Source organism: Thiorhodovibrio winogradskyi (assembly GCF_036208045.1).
Taxonomy (GTDB): domain Bacteria; phylum Pseudomonadota; class Gammaproteobacteria; order Chromatiales; family Chromatiaceae; genus Thiorhodovibrio; species Thiorhodovibrio winogradskyi.
Genome location: NZ_CP121472.1, coordinates 3709959 through 3726427 on the forward strand (window position 1 = coordinate 3709959; position 16469 = coordinate 3726427).

Consider the following 16469-nt stretch of genomic DNA (forward strand, 5'->3'; position numbering starts at 1 on the left):
TTAACCAAAACAGCACTCACCAGCGCCGCTCCTAAGATCGTCTGGCACTCGGCACATCGCGGGCAGGAGCGCTGCATCCCCCCGAGACCCGATAGGCCGACTGGGTCGTCCGAATATCAGCATCCACCGTGCCAGGTTGACCAAGGGGGTCCGACGTCGCAACGGTGTCCGTGCGATGGACGAAATCCCCCGACCGTTGGTGCATTCCAACCAAAATCGGCGTCGCCACAAATACCTTCTTGCTCGTGGACTCGAGGCCGATCAGCCCATCACCATTGAGAAGCTGATCGCCCTCTTCAGCTCAAGCGACACCGCCATCAGCTTCTACCTGGGCGCAGAGATCAGAGCAGCAGCAGGCTGAACGCCATGACCGCCATGCCAGCGACCAGCGCGTACACTGTTGGATTGTGCTCACCATAGGCCTCGGCTGCGGGCAGTAACACATCGAACGAGATGAAGATCATGATCCCGGCGACCGCCGGCAACGACAGACCCAACAAGGCCTGCGACCAAAAGCCCGACAAGATCAACAGGCCGAGCAACGCACCGAGCGGCTCGGACAGCCCTGAGAGCGCGGACCAGCCGAACGCCTGCCAGCGGCTGCCGGAAGCCTCCGCGTTTGCCGCGCTGCCAGGAGAGTCCTGCGTGCCCTCAGAGTCCAGTGTGCCAGGAGCGCGCATCTCATGCGGGTTGTAGCCAAGCGGAACCGAGCGGTCGATCACGGCGACCAGCAGCATGCCGACGAACAAAGCAACAACGGCAGTGGTTTGCGGCGCGCTGCTGATCTCCTCAAGCGCGTCGATGCCGGATGGCAGCAGCTCAACGAACGGAGACCTAGATCATCACTCCCGCCGAGAACCCGAGCGCGATCCCGAGGAAGCGGGTGTCGGCGCGAGGGGCAAAGAAGGCGATCGCGCTGCCAATCGCAGTGCCGAGGCCGGCAAGCATGATCCAGGACGATCTGACTTCGCGGCGCCGCAGCCGATCAGGGTCGACATCGCGGTTGGCTCCTGAGCATTAGCGATACGTCCGCTTATGCAGGCGCGGATACTGAGGTTGAAAGGCAGCCCGAGAGGTCAACGACTGAGCCAAAGCCGAGGGACCGTGACTCGCATGGGCGGAGACCGCGAAACGACCGCCCCGACCAACCGACCCCAATGGCACGCGAGACCGAGGACACCCAGGCTCGGGACGACGTACCCCTTGAGTGGCAAGATACCGCCAGCTGAGGCGGCATCAAGCGTCCAAGATCTCGCACGCCACAGAGAGGCGCCATTCCAGACCGCTTAGGCGGTGCGTCACTAGGACGGAGGGATCGCGGACAGCGGCAGGAACATTGGCATAGGCTGCGGGCGTTCGAGCAAGGCCCCTTCCAGCACCTCAGGGAGCGGCTGCAACAGGGTCGTCAAAAAGCGCCTGCATGGCCTGATTCGGCGACTCGTTCGACGCCAACCGCTCCAGAAGCCGGTCGCCGACGTCTGGACCAACGACGAGTCGTGGGGGGATCAAGACATCGTCGGGAATTTCACTGGCCGCTTGGAGATGGTGCAGAAGCGCCTGCTCAATGACGAACCCCTTTTTCAAGCCACGCGCCCGAACATAGCGCTCCAGGCGGTCCCGTGTTTCAGCGGAGATCGTTGCCGAGATCTGGGTCATATCAAGCTTGCTCAGTTTTTTCTACAGGAACGTAGAAAAGTCTAGCATAGAAAAACTGGACCAATGTTAACGATCCTCGCTGGTTAGCTCATCTCGAAGATGCAGGTTTTTTCTTCGATCTGAGCAGTCCGATACAGCCACTCAACAGACTTGACCACAAGAATCCACCTAAGGATGTAATAACAAAATTACGTCTTAAAGAAATGAGGTCGGCTGCTAGCACTCCTCCTGCTCCGTGAGGCTGGAAAGCACGCGGATCGCCGCACCTAGCTCGGCTGAGACCCCGGATACCCCTTGCGGCTCCAGCATCCGATCCCGCTCCAGCACATTCCACAGCCGCGTCGAGGCTCCGTGCAGCGCCAACAGACGAGTGAGTGCAGCCTCCTGTGTCGGCGATTCCGGCCAACTCAGTGCCCCGCCCGCGGCCGCGAGTGCGTCCCGATACGCGCTCAGGAATCGACGGCATATCCGGCCACGCCAATCAATGATCGCATCGACAACGGGCCTGCGCTGGACAGCGCTTAAAGGATCGATACAGACCGCCTGCACCGCCTCGTCGGCAACCTCATGAAACGACCTCAGAACCCGGGCCACATCGGCCAGCGGGCTCTGCTTCTCAGGTGTCGCTTCCGCTGTGCGTTTCCAGCCAACCCCAAAGTCGATGAAGAAGATGTCGTTTTCGACCACGAGCATCCCGCTCAGCGTCGGATCGCCATGGACGCGGATGCGCAGCGCGGTGCAGCCATCGCTATCAAGATCGGCACCGGCGCTCACACTGACATCAGCATTGGCATTGGCATCGGACATTGGCCGCAGCACCTCGTCGCGTTGCGCAAGCAGTGCCGTTGCCAGTGGCCTCACCTCATCGGGTAGCGTCTCGTGAGAGCGTTCGAGCCGCGTCAGTGTGCACTCCAAGTCATCAGCGATCGAAGCGGCCCAGGTCGCGAGCGCCTCTGCATCGGTCCGCTCTGGGGCGAAGACAGCACCGGCATCCTCTCGAGCGAGCGCCTGGTGAAGCTCGGCAAGGCGGCGTCCGACATTGTCGATCAGCGTCTCGTAGCTCAGGTGGGCCGCATCGGCCTCCCAGCCTTCGATGTGCTCGCCGTGGGCATCGCAGAGCCGGGAAAGCAGCTCGAGCGTGAAGGTCCGCAGATTGCCCTGGTTGTGGATGTACTCTTCAAGAACCGCCAAGGTGCAGCCCCCCTGTTCGCCAGTTCGGTAGCTGAGCGAGCCTGCGAGCGCGGGGATGTTGGCGAAGCCAGCGACCTCTTGGAGGTATTGCCGGATCTCGATGCCAGGATCAAGCGCGGGATCAATCAGGGGTGTTTCTTCGTGCGTTGATGCGACCGATGATGCGCTGGCCGATGTCCTGGACGCACAAGGCAACAACTTGAGAACCAATTGATCGCCGAGCGCGGCACTATGGCCGGCATCTTCGGGCGGAATACGCACCTGGGCTCCGGCGCAAGCGGAGGTCAGCCGCTCGAAGGCTTTCGTTGGCGCACCTGAGAGCGCCCCGTCGCCGAGCGCCAGCTCCGATCCGCCACCGATCAAAGCGATCATCGCGTGCACGAATCCGGGGTCGGCGAGTGCATCACAGAGCAGGCCGGGGGTCGCATGGCGCCGCGCCCGCGAGAGCGTGGTCGCCGCGGGCGACGCAGCGGTCAGCTCGGCGCCCTCCTGTTGCCAGACCAGCCAAAGCGGCAGCAACATTTGCGCGCGATGGCCATCGGCGAGATCGATGTCGATCAGGGTCAAGAGCCAGTCGCGCCAGACCTCGATGGCGCTGAGCCTCACCGCGCGCCGGCCATCGCTCGGAGTCCTTTGGAAACGATGGCCGAGGTAACCGGGGAGAATTCGCTCCTCCAGCAGGCGCAACGCGCGCCGCGCCGGCTCGGGCCGCTTGGCCCGGTCCGGGCGCAGGCTCCGCCACCCTTCCGGCAGGACCAGCGTCGCCAGACGCGGCGCCGGGAGCCGTTCGTCGTGCCACGCGGGAGCGTCATCTTGATCGGAGAGCAGGAACCAATAGAAGCCATGGCCCGCAAGGGTGAGCAGATAGGGCAGCTCGCCGATCGGCGGAAAGGGCGTGCGGCCCAGCAGCTCGATCGGCACGCGTCCCTGAAACCGCGCCAGGTCGAGTTCGACCGGTTGCGCGCCGCGGCCGAGATTGACGACACAAAGCAGGATCTCGTGCTTGTCCTTGGCGCCCTCCGGAATCGGGTCGGCAGCGGTCGACTCGCGCACATAGGCCAACACCTTGCGGTTGCCCGGATGGAGAAACTCGATACTGCCGCGCCCGAACACCCGATGCGCCTTGCGCACCTCGATGATGCGCCGCATCCAATTCAGCAGCGATGAGGCTGAGCGGGACTGGGCCTCGGCGTTGACCGACTGATAGCCATAGACCGCATCCATGATCGGCGGCAGATAGAGCTGCTCCGGATCAGCGCGGGAGAAGCCGGCGTTGCGGTCGGGCGTCCACTGCATGGGGGTGCGCACCGAATTGCGATCACCCAGATAGATATTGTCCCCCATCCCAAGCTCATCGCCGTAGTAGAGGATCGGTGAGCCCGGCATCGACAACAGCAGGCTGAACATCAGCTGGATCTTGGTCGGATTGTTGTCGAGCAGGGGTGCAAGCCGCCGACGGATGCCGACGTTGACGCGCATGCGCGGGTCCGTCGCATAGGTCTGATACATGTAATCGCGCTCGCGGTCGCTGACCATCTCCAGGGTCAGCTCGTCGTGATTGCGCAGGAACAGCGCCCACTGACAATCGGCTGGGATGTCGGGGGTCTGCTCCATGATCTCGACGATCGGATGCCGGTCCTCCTGAGCCAGTGCCATGTACATGCGCGGCATCAACGGGAAGTGGTAGGCAACATGGCACTCGTCGCTGTCGCCAAAATAGTCGCGCACGTCCTCGGGCCATTGATTGGCCTCGGCCAGGAACATCCGATTCTCGTAATGGGCGTCGACCACCGCCCGCATCTGCTTGATGACCGCATGGGTCTCCGGAAGATTCTCGTTGCTGGTGCCGTCGCGCACGCAGAGGTAGGGGATCGCATCGAGGCGCAGGCCGTCGACGCCGAGATCGAGCCAGGCGCGCATCACCCGGATTATGGCCTTCACCACCTGCGGGTTGTTGTGGTTCAGATCCGGCTGATGCGCGAAGAACCGGTGCCAGTAGTACTGCTCGGCAACCGGGTCCCAGGTCCAGTTCGAGGCCTCGCTGTCGGTGAAGATGATGCGGGTCTCGGAGAAGCGGCTGTCGTCGTCGCTCCAGACGTAGAAGTTGCGCTTGCTCGAGCCCTTCGGCGCCCGGCGCGCGGCCTGGAACCAGGGGTGCTGATCGGAGGTGTGGTTGATGATCAGCTCGATGATGACTCGAATGCCACGGCGGTGCGCGGCACTGATGAAGCGACGAAAGTCACGCCTGCTGCCGTAGGTCGGATGGACATTGCGATAGTCGCTGATGTCGTAGCCATCGTCGCGCATCGGCGACGGATAGAACGGCAGCAGCCAGATCGCGTTGACGCCAAGTGCTTGCACGTAGTCGAGCTTCTGGGTCAAGCCGCGAAAATCGCCCGTGCCATCGCCGTCGGTATCGAAAAAGGCCTTCACATGGGCCTGATAGATGATCGCGTCCTTGTACCAGAGCGGATCGGCGGTCGGGATCTCGGCATCGGTGAAATCAAGGTCGGAAAGATCGAGGTTGGAGAGATCAGGCATAGCGGCAAGAGTCGGCTCTGTCGGTGATGATGCGGCAAGAGCGCAGGCGTCGACCTGGGACTCGGACTCGAGAACTGAATAGGGTTAGGTTCAGTAGGGTTAGGTTCAGGGTCATACTTCAGATTTTTGCAATTGTCGCGCCAATCCCACGCTTACCCCGGAACATCAAACAGCATTCCGCATCTGGCAACCAGGGCAGCCAGATCCTCGGGGCGCCGTCTCGAAATGGTTCATAGCAACCCGAATGCGGTTCAAATCGACCTGGTTCATCAAGGCCATTCGGCGCGGATCGGCCTGCAGACCGGGACAGCACCGAGCCACCGGGTCAGCACTCAAGTTGGCACAGCCCATGCTCTGACAGGCTCTAAATCGCAGCGAGCGCACGCCGCCCGATCACAAGGCAAGCCAGAACGGCGTGGTCTCAGAGCAAAATGATTCGATAGAGGAGCCTGGCATGTCGAGCTCGAAACACCGGATGCCCTTCGGCGCGGAATCTTTGTCCGACGGCAGCCTTCGCTTTCGCCTTTGGGCACCGGCGGCCGATCAGGTCGTGCTGCGGCTCTTCAACGGCGATGACGAGCAGGACCTGGGCATGAACAGCGCTGGCGACGGCTGGTTTGAGCTGGCCACGGCGAGCGCCCGGCCGGGGATGCGCTATGCCTTCCGCATCGCCGGCGAGCACGTCGAAGGCCAGCAGACCCTGCCCGACCCCGCCTCCCGCTTCCAGCCAGCCGACGTTCACGGCCCGAGCGAGATCATCGAGCCGAACGACTTCCGCTGGCCGGACGGCGAACCCTGGCGTGGACGCCCATGGGAAGAAGCGGTCTGCTACGAACTGCATCTCGGCACCTTCTCGCCCGAGGGCACCTTTGCTGGCGCGGCCAAGCGACTGGATCAGCTCGCTGATCTCGGCGTCACGGTCGTCGAGCTGATGCCGGTGGCGGCATTTCCCGGTCAGCGCAACTGGGGCTACGACGGCGTGCTGCCGTTCGCGCCGGACGCCAGCTACGGCCGCCCCGAAGCGCTCAAGGCCCTGGTGCAAGCCGCCCATGATCGCGGCCTGATGATCCTGCTCGACGTGGTCTATAACCATTTCGGCCCCGAGGGTAACTATCTCCACCTCTATGCCCCGCGGTTCTTCAACGCGGAACACCAAACCCCCTGGGGGGCGGCGATCAACTTCGACGGCCCCGACAGCCGCACAGTGCGTGACTTTTTCATCCACAACGCGCTGTACTGGCTTGAGGAATATCGTTTCGATGGCCTACGCCTGGATGCCGTGCATGCGATCGCCGACGGCTCCGAGCCGGACATCCTGACCGAGCTGGCCGACGCCGTTCAGAACCAGTTCGGACCGCGCCGGCTGGTGCACCTGGTCCTCGAGAACGATGGCAATGAATCCCGTTATCTGGCTCGGCGCCCGAACGGCATGGCGTATTGGTACCGGGCGCAATGGAACGACGACTTCCACCACGCCGCCCACGTGCTGATGACCGGCGAGGACGACGGCTATTACGCCGATTACAGCGAGGCGCCGGCGCGTCACCTCGCCCGCTGTCTGGCCGAGGGCTTCGCCTATCAGGGCGATCCCTCGCCGTTTCGCGATGGCGCCCGGCGCGGCGAACCCAGCGCGGGCTTGCCGCCGAGCGCCTTCATCAACCTGCTGCAGAATCACGATCAGATCGGCAATCGCGCCTTCGGCGAGCGCATCGCCACACTCGCCGTTCCCGAGGCGCTGCGCGCGCTGAGCGCGGTGATGCTGCTGGCGCCCTCACCGCCGTTGTTGTTCATGGGGCAGGAATTCATGACCGAGACCCCGTTCCTGTTCTTCTGCGACTTCGGCGACGACCTTGCCGACTCGGTCACCGAGGGACGGCGGCGCGAATTCCAGCGCTTCGAGCGCTTCGCTGATCCCCAGGCGCGCGAGGCCATCCCGGATCCGAACGATCCGGCCACCTTCGAGCGCTGCCGGCTCGACTGGGAGGCGCTCGAGGGTGATCCCCGCCACCGCGAATGGCACCACTTCCATCAGGAGCTGCTGCAACTGCGCCAGCGCGAGATCGTCCCGCGCCTGGCCGGGGTCGAACCGGGCCAGAGCCGCTTCGAGGTCGTCGCGCCCCCTGTCATCCAGGTGCAATGGCGGCTCGGCGACGGCGCCGTTCTGACCCTGACCGCCAACCTCGGCGACAGTGATCGGCGCTGTGATGCACTGCCGATACCCATGCCGTTGAATGGCGAGGGCGGAGCGCTGTATCTGGAGCCGACGGGTCTCGCCGACGCGCTCGCTGAGCGGCATCTGCCACCCTGGGCGGTTGCCTGGCATCTCGCCTCCCCAGCACTGAGTCCAGATTTGGGCCATCCCCAACCGGTCGGCAAAGACAGCCAGACTCACGAGGTGACCGAGCCATGAGCGCAACCCCCGAGCTTGATCGTCTCTGCGCGCACTACGGAATCGCCGCCGCCTATGAGGATGTCGAGGGCCGTCGCCATCAAGCCGGGGACAGCACCCGGCGCGCATTGCTGCGGGCGCTCGGAGTCACCGCGGGCGACCCCGCCACCGAGGAACAGAGCCTCGCCCAGGTGATCGACCAGGAATGGCAAGGCGTCCTCGCGCCGGTCATTGTGCATCGGCAGGGCGACGAGGCGCCGATGCTGGCGCTAAGCCTGCCCGATCAGCCGGAACTCATGAAGGTGCGTCTGGTCCTGACCGAGGAATCCGGCAGCGCCACTGAAGCCGAGCTTGACTTGGGCAGACTGCCGGCGGAGGAACAGCGCGAGATCGACGGCCAACACTGGCAGCGTCGGACCATCGCGGTGCCAGCACCAACCGAGATCGGTTATCACCAGTTGGCGATCCATTCATCAGTCGGCGAGATTCTGGCGCGCTCGCGCGTGATCGTCGCTCCCCGGCGCTGCTGGCAGCCCGACGACCAGGATCGGGGCGACCGGGGACAAGGCCAGGGGCATGACGGAGAACGCGACTGGGGGCTCGTCACCCAGCTGCACGCGCTGCGCTCCGCGCGCAACTGGGGTATCGGTGACTTCACCGACCTGACCCGACTGGTCGAGACCGCGGCGCGGGCCGGCGCAGGCGCCGTTGGGCTCAGCCCGCTGCATGCCCTCTTCCCCGCCCAACCCGAGCGTTGTGACCCCTATCGTCCGTCGAGCCGGCGGTTTCTCAATCCACTGCATCTCGACGTCGAGGCGGTTGCCGAGCTGGACGACTGTCCAGCAGCGCGCGAGCTGATCGACGGCGACGAGTTCAATGCGTTGCTGCGCGCGCTGCGCGGCGCGCCCATGGTGGATCACGCCGCGGTCACCGAGGCCAAGCTGAGGGTGTTGTCGCTCCTGTTTCGCGGCCCCGATCCGCATCGGCGCGATGCCAAGGGACCACGCGAAACGGCCTTCCAGGCCTTCCGCGATGAGCAGGGCGAGCCACTCCAGCGCTTCGCGATCCACCAGGCGTTGAGCGAACACTTCGCGGCCGCCGAGCCAGGCCCGCTAGGCCATGAACACTGGCCTGCGGCCTATAAGAACCCGCACTCGGACGAAGTCGCGGCGTTCGCGCGCGAGCACGCCGAGCGCGTCGACTTCTTCGCCTGGCTGCAGTGGCTGGCCCGACTGCAGTTCGAGTCCGCCGGCAACCACTGCCAAGAACTCGGCATGGCGCAGGGGCTGCTACTGGATCTTGCGGTCGGCGCCGCGCCGGATGGCGCCGATCATTGGGTGCTGCCCGGTTTCTATATCCAGGGCGCGCACGTCGGTGCGCCGCCGGACGATTTCAGCCCCAAGGGGCAGAACTGGGACGTCCTGGCCTGGCATCCGAGCGCACTGCGCGAGGCCGGCTATGAGCCGTTTGCCGCCGAGCTGCGCGCCAACATGCGGGCGGCCGGCGGCTTGCGCATCGACCATGTGATGGGCCTGATGCGGCTGTTCCTGATCCCGGACGGCGAGCCGCCGACCGCCGGCACCTATCTCGCCTACCCGCTCGACGAGCTCCTCGGCGTGCTCGCGCTGGAGAGTGTGCGCAACCGCTGCATGATTATCGGCGAGGATCTGGGCACGGTGCCGGAGCTGATCCGCAAGGTGATCCCGGACTGGGGCATCCTCTCGACCCGTGTCCTCTACTTCGAGCGCGCCGACGACGGTGGCTTTCTCGAGCCGTCGGCGTTTGAGCCCAATGCCATGGTCACCGCCGGCACCCATGATCTGCCGCCACTGGCCGGCTTCTGGCAAGGCGTTGATCTCGAGCAGCGACGCGAGCTGGAGCTATTCCCAAGCCAGCAGGACTATGACCAGCGCCTGCTCCAGCGCACCCAGGATCGCACCCGACTGTTTCTGGCGCTAAAGCGCGAGGGCCTGTTGAGCGACCATGAGGGCGCGGACCCGGTGGACGTGCCGCGCCTCGGCGCCGAGCACCTCAGAGCGATCCATGTCTATCTGGCGCGCACGGCCTCAAGGCTGCTGCTGATCCAAACCGCGGATCTGCTCGCCGAGACCGAGCAGGTCAACCTGCCGGGCAGCGGCGATCGCTATCCGAACTGGCGGCGCCGCCAACCCTTGCAACTCGAGCACTGGCTGGAGCGACCCGAGATCCGGAGCCTGTTCGCGGCGGTCCGCGCCGAGCGCGGCGCCTCGGCGAGCTGCTTCACCGGCGCCGAGGAGCCGGAATTCGGACATCAGGCCGGCGCGGCGTCCGGCTCCGCTCGGACCGACATCGGGCAGAGCCGCTCTGGACAGGCTAACTCTGGACAGGCCAACTCTGGGCAGGTCAGTTCTGGGCAGACCGATACCACTCAGACCAAGGTGGGGCGGAGTCACGCTGAACGCCCCCCCGGCGAGCAAGCCAGCGCCAAGCCGAACAGCGGAACACCGCTGCAAGCAAGGATCCCACGCGCCACCTATCGTCTCCAGCTGCACAAGGACTTTGGCTTTGCCGCCGCCACCGAGCTGGTGCCCTACCTCGCTGACCTCGGCATCAGCCACTGCTATTTCTCGCCCTACCTCAAGGCCCGGCCCGGCAGCACTCACGGCTATGACGTGGTCGACCACAGCCAACTCAACCCCGAGCTCGGCAGCCAGGCGGACTATGAGTGCTTGTGTGAGACCTTGGCGGCGCACGGCATGGGTCAGATCCTCGACCTGGTGCCGAATCATGTCGGCATCATGGGCGGCGAGAACCCCTGGTGGCTCGACGTGCTCGAGAACGGACCGGCCTCGGAGCATGCCGATTTCTTCGACATCGACTGGCAACCGCTCAAGCAGGAGCTGCATGGCAAGGTCTTGGTGCCAGTGCTTGGAGACCACTACGGCGTCCTGCTCGACGGTGGCGAGCTGAGGCTGGTGTTCGCCGATGGCGCCTTTCGGGTCGATTACTACGAGCATCGTTTTCCGATCGACCCGCGTGAATATCCGCGCATCCTGGCGCCGGGTCTGGCATCGCTGCGCGAGCGCCTCCAGCTCGACGATCCGGCGCCTGATTCGGCGCCTGACCCAGCGCCTGATTCGGCGCCTGACCCCGCACCCGATTCCATACTGGCCAGCTTCGAGAGCCTCATCACCGCCTTTGGCAAGCTGCCACCGCGCAGCGCGCTCGACCAGGCCTCGCTGACCGAGCGCAAGCGGGACAAGGAATTGCACAAGCAGCGCCTGGCGGAGCTGTGCCAGTCCAATGCCGACCTGCGGCGCTATATCCAGGACTGCCTGCAAGCCTATAACGGCACCGACGATTACCCGGCGGACAGCGAGCGGCTGCATACGCTGTTGGAGGCACAGGCCTACCGTCTTGCGCATTGGCGCGTCGCCGCCGACGAGATCAACTATCGGCGCTTCTTCGACATCAACGATCTTGCCGCGCTGCGCATGGAGAACCCAAAGGCCTTCGAGGCAACCCATGCTTTGGTGCTGCACCTGATCGCCGAAGGCCGCGTGCAGGGGCTGCGCATCGACCATCCCGACGGCCTCTTTGATCCCGCCGCCTACTTCCGCAATCTCCAACAGCGCGCCGCGTCGGTCCTGCACCCGCAGCGCACGCCGCTGGAGGCCGATCAGCCTTTGTATCTGGCGGCCGAGAAGATCCTGGTCGGTGACGAGCCGCTCCGCGAGGACTGGCCCGTGCACGGGACCACCGGTTACGACTTCGCGACCCTGAGCGACGCGCTTTTTGTGGATAGCGACGGCGAAGCCGAGCTTGATCGCTGCTACCAGGACTTCGTCGGATCGGGCGCGGACTCCGGTTCAACCGCCCGGCCAGCAAGACAGGACCCAGCAAGACAGGATTTAGCAAGACAGGATTTAGCAAGACACTATGGCGACGAGGTCCATGCGGCTAAGCGGTTGGTGATGAAGAACCTGCTCTCCAGCGAGCTGCATGTGCTCGCGAGCGAAGCGGCCCGCATCGCCGAGATGGACCCGCATACGCGCGACTACACCCTCGATGCATTACGGAGCGCGCTGATGGAGGTCGTCGCCTGCTTCCCGGTCTATCGCACCTACATCACCGATCAGGGCGTCTCCACCGCCGATCGCAATCAGGTGCTCAAGGCGGTCTCAGAGGCCCGACGGCGCAGCCGGATGCCGGATCAGTCGGTGTTCGAGTTCGTCCGCGACCTACTGTTGACAGACATCGCCGCCGGCAAGCCGGAGTCGTACCGCGAGCGTGTGCTGCGCCTGGCGATGAAGTTCCAGCAGTACAGCAGCCCGGTCACCGCCAAGAGCGTCGAAGACACGGCCTTCTACCGCTGGCACCGCCTCAGCTCATTGAACGAGGTCGGCGGTGATCCCGAGCGCTTCGGCCTCGCGCTCGACAGCTTCCACCGCGCCAACGCACGGCGCCAAGCGCAGTGGCCGCACGCGATGCTGGCCGGCTCGACCCATGACAGCAAGCGCTCCGAGGATGTACGGGCACGACTGCATGTCCTCTCCGAGCTGCCGCTCGCCTGGCGCGAGCATGTCGAGCGCTGGACGCGGTTGAATCGCCGCTTTCGGCGCGGCGGCGAAGGCCAAGACCCGCTGGCGGCGGATGCCCTGAGCTGGCCCGATGCCAACACCGAATACCTGCTCTATCAGACCCTGCTCGGCGTCTGGCCGTTGCGGACGCCTGAGGACAACGCAGGCTGGCAACAGCTCAAAACGCGCATCCAGGACTACATGAGCAAGGCGGTCAAGGAGGCCAAGGTCCACACCGCCTGGACCAATGCCAATCCCGATTACGAGGCGGCGCTGGAGGCCTTCATCGACGCCATGCTCGAGCGCGAGCGCAGCAGCGCCTTCTTCGAGGATTTTATCTCGTTTCAGCAGCGCGTCGCCCAACTCGGGCTGTTCAACAGCCTCTCACAGACCCTGCTGCGACTGACCTCACCAGGGCTGCCAGACCTTTATCAGGGCTGCGAGCTGTGGGACTTCAGCCTGGTCGATCCTGACAATCGCCGCGCGGTCGATTTCGAGCGCCGTCGCCATTGGCTCAGCGAGATTGATGGGTCCGATCGCATCGGCGAACTCAGCGACGGCCGCGCCAAGCTGTCTCTGATCCGCCGCGCGCTGCTGCTGCGCGAGCAGATGCCCGAACTCTTCACCGAGGGTGAGTACTCGCCCCTCACCGTCGAGGGTCCGCATGCGCACCGCCTTTGCGCCTTCAGTCGCAGCCATCAGGGCCAGTCGGTGGTGGTGATTGCCCCGCGCCTGCTCGCCGGATTGAGCGAGCTGGCCGTGACCGATCACGGCGATGCCGGCTCAAGCACCGGCGACCTCGATCCATTGCAGAACCCCGGTTGGGACGAGACCTGGATCTCGATCCCAGCCGCGCGGCTCGATGATGCCCTAAGCGGATCAGAGGGCGGCACCGAGCGCGATCCGGAAAGCGACTCAGAGGACAGTAGGAAGCGCAGCACGGACGCGGGACTGGGCCAGTCGCTGAACCAGTCGCTGGGCCAGCCGCTTGAGACCGAGCAGCACAAGGGGCGTCAGGCCCTTCGCGCCAGCAGGGTCTTGCGCCGCTTCCCGGTCGGGCTGCTGACGACCAGCGCGCCATGACCAACTGAAACACCAGCCAGGCGGAGATCTCGCGGCGCGGGTCAACTTTGCCAGCAGCAACAGCTCGGGCGAGATCACGGATCGCCGCGCTGGACGCATCCCCACCGACCTCAACCAGCGCCTCTGCGCCAAAATCCTGAATGCGCTCGATTTGGACTTCGACGGCGAGGTCTTCCTTGAGACCGAATCCCAGCACCGCGCCGTGCTGGTGCTGCGCGGCAATCCGGCTGCACTGGCACTCTATGACGACCTGCCTGACACCGACCCTCAAGTCACCGGGCGCGCGCCGATCCCCATGGAACCGCAGTCCAAACAAGCTACGACCGCATCCCAGGTGGTCGCGCAGTTCATCGAGCAGGCGCGGGCGGCGATCGCCGATGAGCAGCCCGCCAACGCGCTGCTGCTGCGCGGCTTTCAGCGTCACCATGCCATCCCCGGGTTGCGGGAGCGCTTTGGTCTGAAGGGACTCTGCATCGCCGAGTATCCGATGTACCGCGGACTCTCGCGCCTGCTTGGAATGGACGTCGCCGAGCCGCCGACTGACCTGGACGGTCTCCTCGAGCGCTTCGAACAGCAGTTCGATGAGGCGCACGATTTCTACTTCCTCCATGTCAAAGGCACCGACTCGGCGGGCGAGGATGGCGATGTGACCGGTGGCGGTGATCGAAGCGGTCGACCAGCGTAAGTTCGGGGCCTAGCGATCAACCGCGGGCGCCGATGGAATTGCTGTCAAGCCTGGGGCCGGAGGCGCGGCGATGAATCGCCTCGCCGAACGTCGCATCAATCCATCCTGCGCATCGGCGCCATCCCGGTGCCGATCGACAGCCAGATCGGCGAGCGCGACCTGGCCCATTCGACGACACTGATCGGCTGGTGCTGCCACTGCCGCTGCATCACGTCTATCCGTTCTCGCTCGATGTGAGGATGGCGTGCATTTGAATCGCTTGAAATTCATGCATCGCTTGAAACGCAGCGCTTTTCAGGGAAACGGCGGTGATCCGCGCGCATCCGGCCCAAGCACCATGAGTTCGGGGTGGCGTCGGTTGATCCGCTCCTCGATCCGCGGCGCCTCGGCCTCCGGCAGATCCGCGACGACCAGGAGTTCGCCACCACGCAGGGCCTCCTGCTGGGCGGATAGCGGAAGATTGGCGCCACGGTTGCGTCGCAGCCACCAGCCGCCGCCGATGGCGGCGGCGATGGCGACCAGCGCCAGCACCGCGGATGGCTCCAGGACCCGCGGCGGCAACAGCGAGACCGCCAACATCAGCGCCGCGCCGACGAGTGCACCGCGCAGTCCCGCGCTTGAATCCGTTTGCCAGCGCCTGGCGTCGACCGGCAGTCCGCCTGGGATCTGTTTGCCGATCAAAGTGAAAGCACCGGGAGAGACCCCGTCAGCGATCAGCTCTTCAACTAAACGCCGACCGTTTTGTGGATCGCGGGCGCGAATATAGATGCGGATCGCCATCATTATCCTCCGAGACTCATGGTGTGAAAGGCTGCGGCGCGCGCAGCTAATCCTGTCATCCCGTCTTCTGTTCTCCCGTCTCCTTAGGCAGCCTGCAAGCAACCGTGATCACTGGAGAAACCGGGGAAGACCGGGGCAGGATCCGCGCTGAGGCTTGGATCAGGGCGTCTCCGCGCTGCTCAGCAGGCTTGGCGACATCGGATCCTCGACCTTGCCGCTGATGATCTCGGTCGCCGTCACCTCACCGTCATAGTAGGCGCTGTTTGCATCCGCGTCCCAGAAGACATCCGAGACGCTGGCGGCGAAGTCGCCGTAGAGTCCCTCGGTAGCGGACCAGACGACCACGTCGGCACCTTTGCCAATTGAGGTCTGCTGGCGCTCGGAATCCTCGGCGACCGTGTAGCCGGCGTCCGAGTTGAGCGCAAAATTGTGCATATCGCCAAAGCTTTGCAGAAGATCACCCGACATGATCATGAAGGCCACCGGGCCAACCTCGACGCCCAATGCAGCGCCAATCTCAATAGTGCCGACATTGTAGAAGGCCGGCGCGGACCATTCGCCGTCATGCTTGGCGATGAGCACGCCCTGACCGCCGGCGCCGCCCACAATCAGCGCGGCCCGAGCATAATCGGGAATCAGCAAGATCGCCTTGGCCTGACCGAGCAGGTCGCCAGCCTGGGGGTCGGACTTGATCTTCTGGACGAGGTCCGCTGCCTTCCGAACCCTTTCCTTGGCGTTCTTCAGCTCGTCCGAGGTCGATGCTTCGGTAGCCCGGGCGCTGGCGGATTGATCATCTGATTGCCCGTCTTCGGCGGCGAGCGCTTCAGCAGTGAGCAATGATCCGCTCAAAATCAGTGACAGGGTCATGCCAATCAATGGAGTGATGTAGTGGCTCATGGATGAACTCCTCTGGTGATCGAGTGTGAAGCCGTGAAGCGGCATGATGATCGGGAGTTCCGCGCCAGCAATGCTCGCTGTGATGCACGCGAGTCCCGACTCATCGCTCAACGCAGATGCATCGAACGTGCCACCTGCCTCTCGGACCCCCGTGCAATCCCGCTTGCAACCCGGACTGCCGACCCCCGGCAGCCGTTGCATCCGAATCATTGACCGCCGACGGACCATCACAGTCGCGGGAATGGCACAGCCGCGGGGATGGGACTTAACCCCTATCGCTGCCCTGGTGCATAGCCGCCATGATCGGTTAAAAACCCCCAGAGTGATGCCAATTTCGTGCCCCTGACCGGCCAGCGAAACGGCAAGCCCTGAGATGCCCGACGCAATCCCCAAACCGCTGCACTTGCTCACCTGGGCTAATCCGCCGACTTAGGGGCAAATACCCCAGTGCTCAGGAGCAAATACCCCGGCAACATCTCTGATCTCTCGTTGGTCAGGCATGCGCGTTCGCCCATTGACCATTGCCTCAGCCGGCTCCGTTTCTGCCACGAATTCGCGGCGCCGCGAGCGATGACACCGCAGCGAGAGGCGCCGGACAACAACGGACCATGGGGTAGGCCCGAAACATGCAGCGGAAACATGCAGCGGATGCTTGAGACACCCGATTCCGCTGTGGGCGCTGACAGAG

At 64.4% G+C, this 16469-nt stretch carries 9 protein-coding genes; 4 read left to right on the forward strand and 5 right to left on the reverse strand.

Features of this window, described 5'->3' with window-relative positions; genetic code table 11:
* Positions 1-175 precede the first annotated feature (175 nt).
* Complete coding sequence (locus Thiowin_RS17030; RefSeq protein ID WP_328984166.1) at positions 176-361, forward strand: hypothetical protein; 186 nt, start codon at positions 176-178, stop codon at positions 359-361.
* Here the strand turns inward: Thiowin_RS17030 and Thiowin_RS17035 are convergent.
* The 3 genes from Thiowin_RS17035 to treS all read right to left on the reverse strand — a co-directional run bounded on the left by Thiowin_RS17035 (position 342) and on the right by treS (position 5388).
* Positions 342-737, reverse strand: a complete 396-nt coding sequence (locus tag Thiowin_RS17035) for a ZIP family metal transporter (RefSeq protein WP_328984167.1) — start codon at positions 735-737, stop codon at positions 342-344. The two genes, Thiowin_RS17030 and Thiowin_RS17035, sit on opposite strands and share 20 nt — an antisense overlap.
* Before the next feature lie 643 nt (positions 738-1380).
* The gene (locus Thiowin_RS17040) at positions 1381-1656 is read right to left on the reverse strand and encodes a ribbon-helix-helix domain-containing protein (protein WP_328984168.1); all 276 of its coding nucleotides are present in this window, start codon (positions 1654-1656) and stop codon (positions 1381-1383) included.
* Between the two features lie 216 nt (positions 1657-1872).
* Complete coding sequence (treS, locus tag Thiowin_RS17045; RefSeq protein ID WP_328984169.1) at positions 1873-5388, reverse strand: maltose alpha-D-glucosyltransferase; 3516 nt, start codon at positions 5386-5388, stop codon at positions 1873-1875.
* Positions 5389-5842: 454 nt separating this feature from the next.
* Here treS and treZ point away from each other — a divergent pair, with 454 nt between their 5' ends.
* The 3 genes from treZ to Thiowin_RS17060 all read left to right on the forward strand — a co-directional run bounded on the left by treZ (position 5843) and on the right by Thiowin_RS17060 (position 14104).
* Complete coding sequence (treZ, locus tag Thiowin_RS17050) at positions 5843-7798, forward strand: malto-oligosyltrehalose trehalohydrolase (protein WP_328984170.1); 1956 nt, start codon at positions 5843-5845, stop codon at positions 7796-7798.
* Positions 7795-13419 (forward strand): malto-oligosyltrehalose synthase, encoded by a 5625-nt coding sequence (gene treY / locus Thiowin_RS17055; RefSeq protein ID WP_328984171.1) that lies wholly within the window; start codon positions 7795-7797, stop codon positions 13417-13419. Before treZ ends, treY begins: the two co-directional genes overlap by 4 nt.
* Positions 13420-13492: 73 nt before the next feature.
* Positions 13493-14104, forward strand: a complete 612-nt coding sequence (locus tag Thiowin_RS17060) for an alkaline phosphatase family protein (protein WP_408034228.1) — start codon at positions 13493-13495, stop codon at positions 14102-14104.
* A 294-nt stretch (positions 14105-14398) separates the two neighbouring features.
* Here the strand turns inward: Thiowin_RS17060 and Thiowin_RS17065 are convergent, their stop codons facing one another.
* Positions 14399-14887, reverse strand: a complete 489-nt coding sequence (locus tag Thiowin_RS17065) for a hypothetical protein (RefSeq protein WP_328984172.1) — start codon at positions 14885-14887, stop codon at positions 14399-14401.
* 156 nt (positions 14888-15043) lie between these two features.
* Positions 15044-15781 (reverse strand): lipid-binding SYLF domain-containing protein, encoded by a 738-nt coding sequence (locus tag Thiowin_RS17070; RefSeq protein ID WP_328984173.1) that lies wholly within the window; start codon positions 15779-15781, stop codon positions 15044-15046.
* Between the last annotated feature and the right edge of the window lie 688 nt (positions 15782-16469).

Coding starts and splice junctions, on each gene's coding strand:
- Thiowin_RS17040 (WP_328984168.1), bottom strand. CDS start 1,656: ATGACCCAGATCTCGGCAACGATCTCCGCTGAAACACGGGACCGCCTG.
- treZ (WP_328984170.1), top strand. CDS start 5,843: ATGTCGAGCTCGAAACACCGGATGCCCTTCGGCGCGGAATCTTTGTCC.
- Thiowin_RS17035 (WP_328984167.1), bottom strand. CDS start 737: ATGCTGCTGGTCGCCGTGATCGACCGCTCGGTTCCGCTTGGCTACAAC.
- Thiowin_RS17030 (WP_328984166.1), top strand. CDS start 176: ATGGACGAAATCCCCCGACCGTTGGTGCATTCCAACCAAAATCGGCGT.
- treS (WP_328984169.1), bottom strand. CDS start 5,388: ATGCCTGATCTCTCCAACCTCGATCTTTCCGACCTTGATTTCACCGAT.
- treY (WP_328984171.1), top strand. CDS start 7,795: ATGAGCGCAACCCCCGAGCTTGATCGTCTCTGCGCGCACTACGGAATC.
- Thiowin_RS17065 (WP_328984172.1), bottom strand. CDS start 14,887: ATGATGGCGATCCGCATCTATATTCGCGCCCGCGATCCACAAAACGGT.
- Thiowin_RS17070 (WP_328984173.1), bottom strand. CDS start 15,781: ATGAGCCACTACATCACTCCATTGATTGGCATGACCCTGTCACTGATT.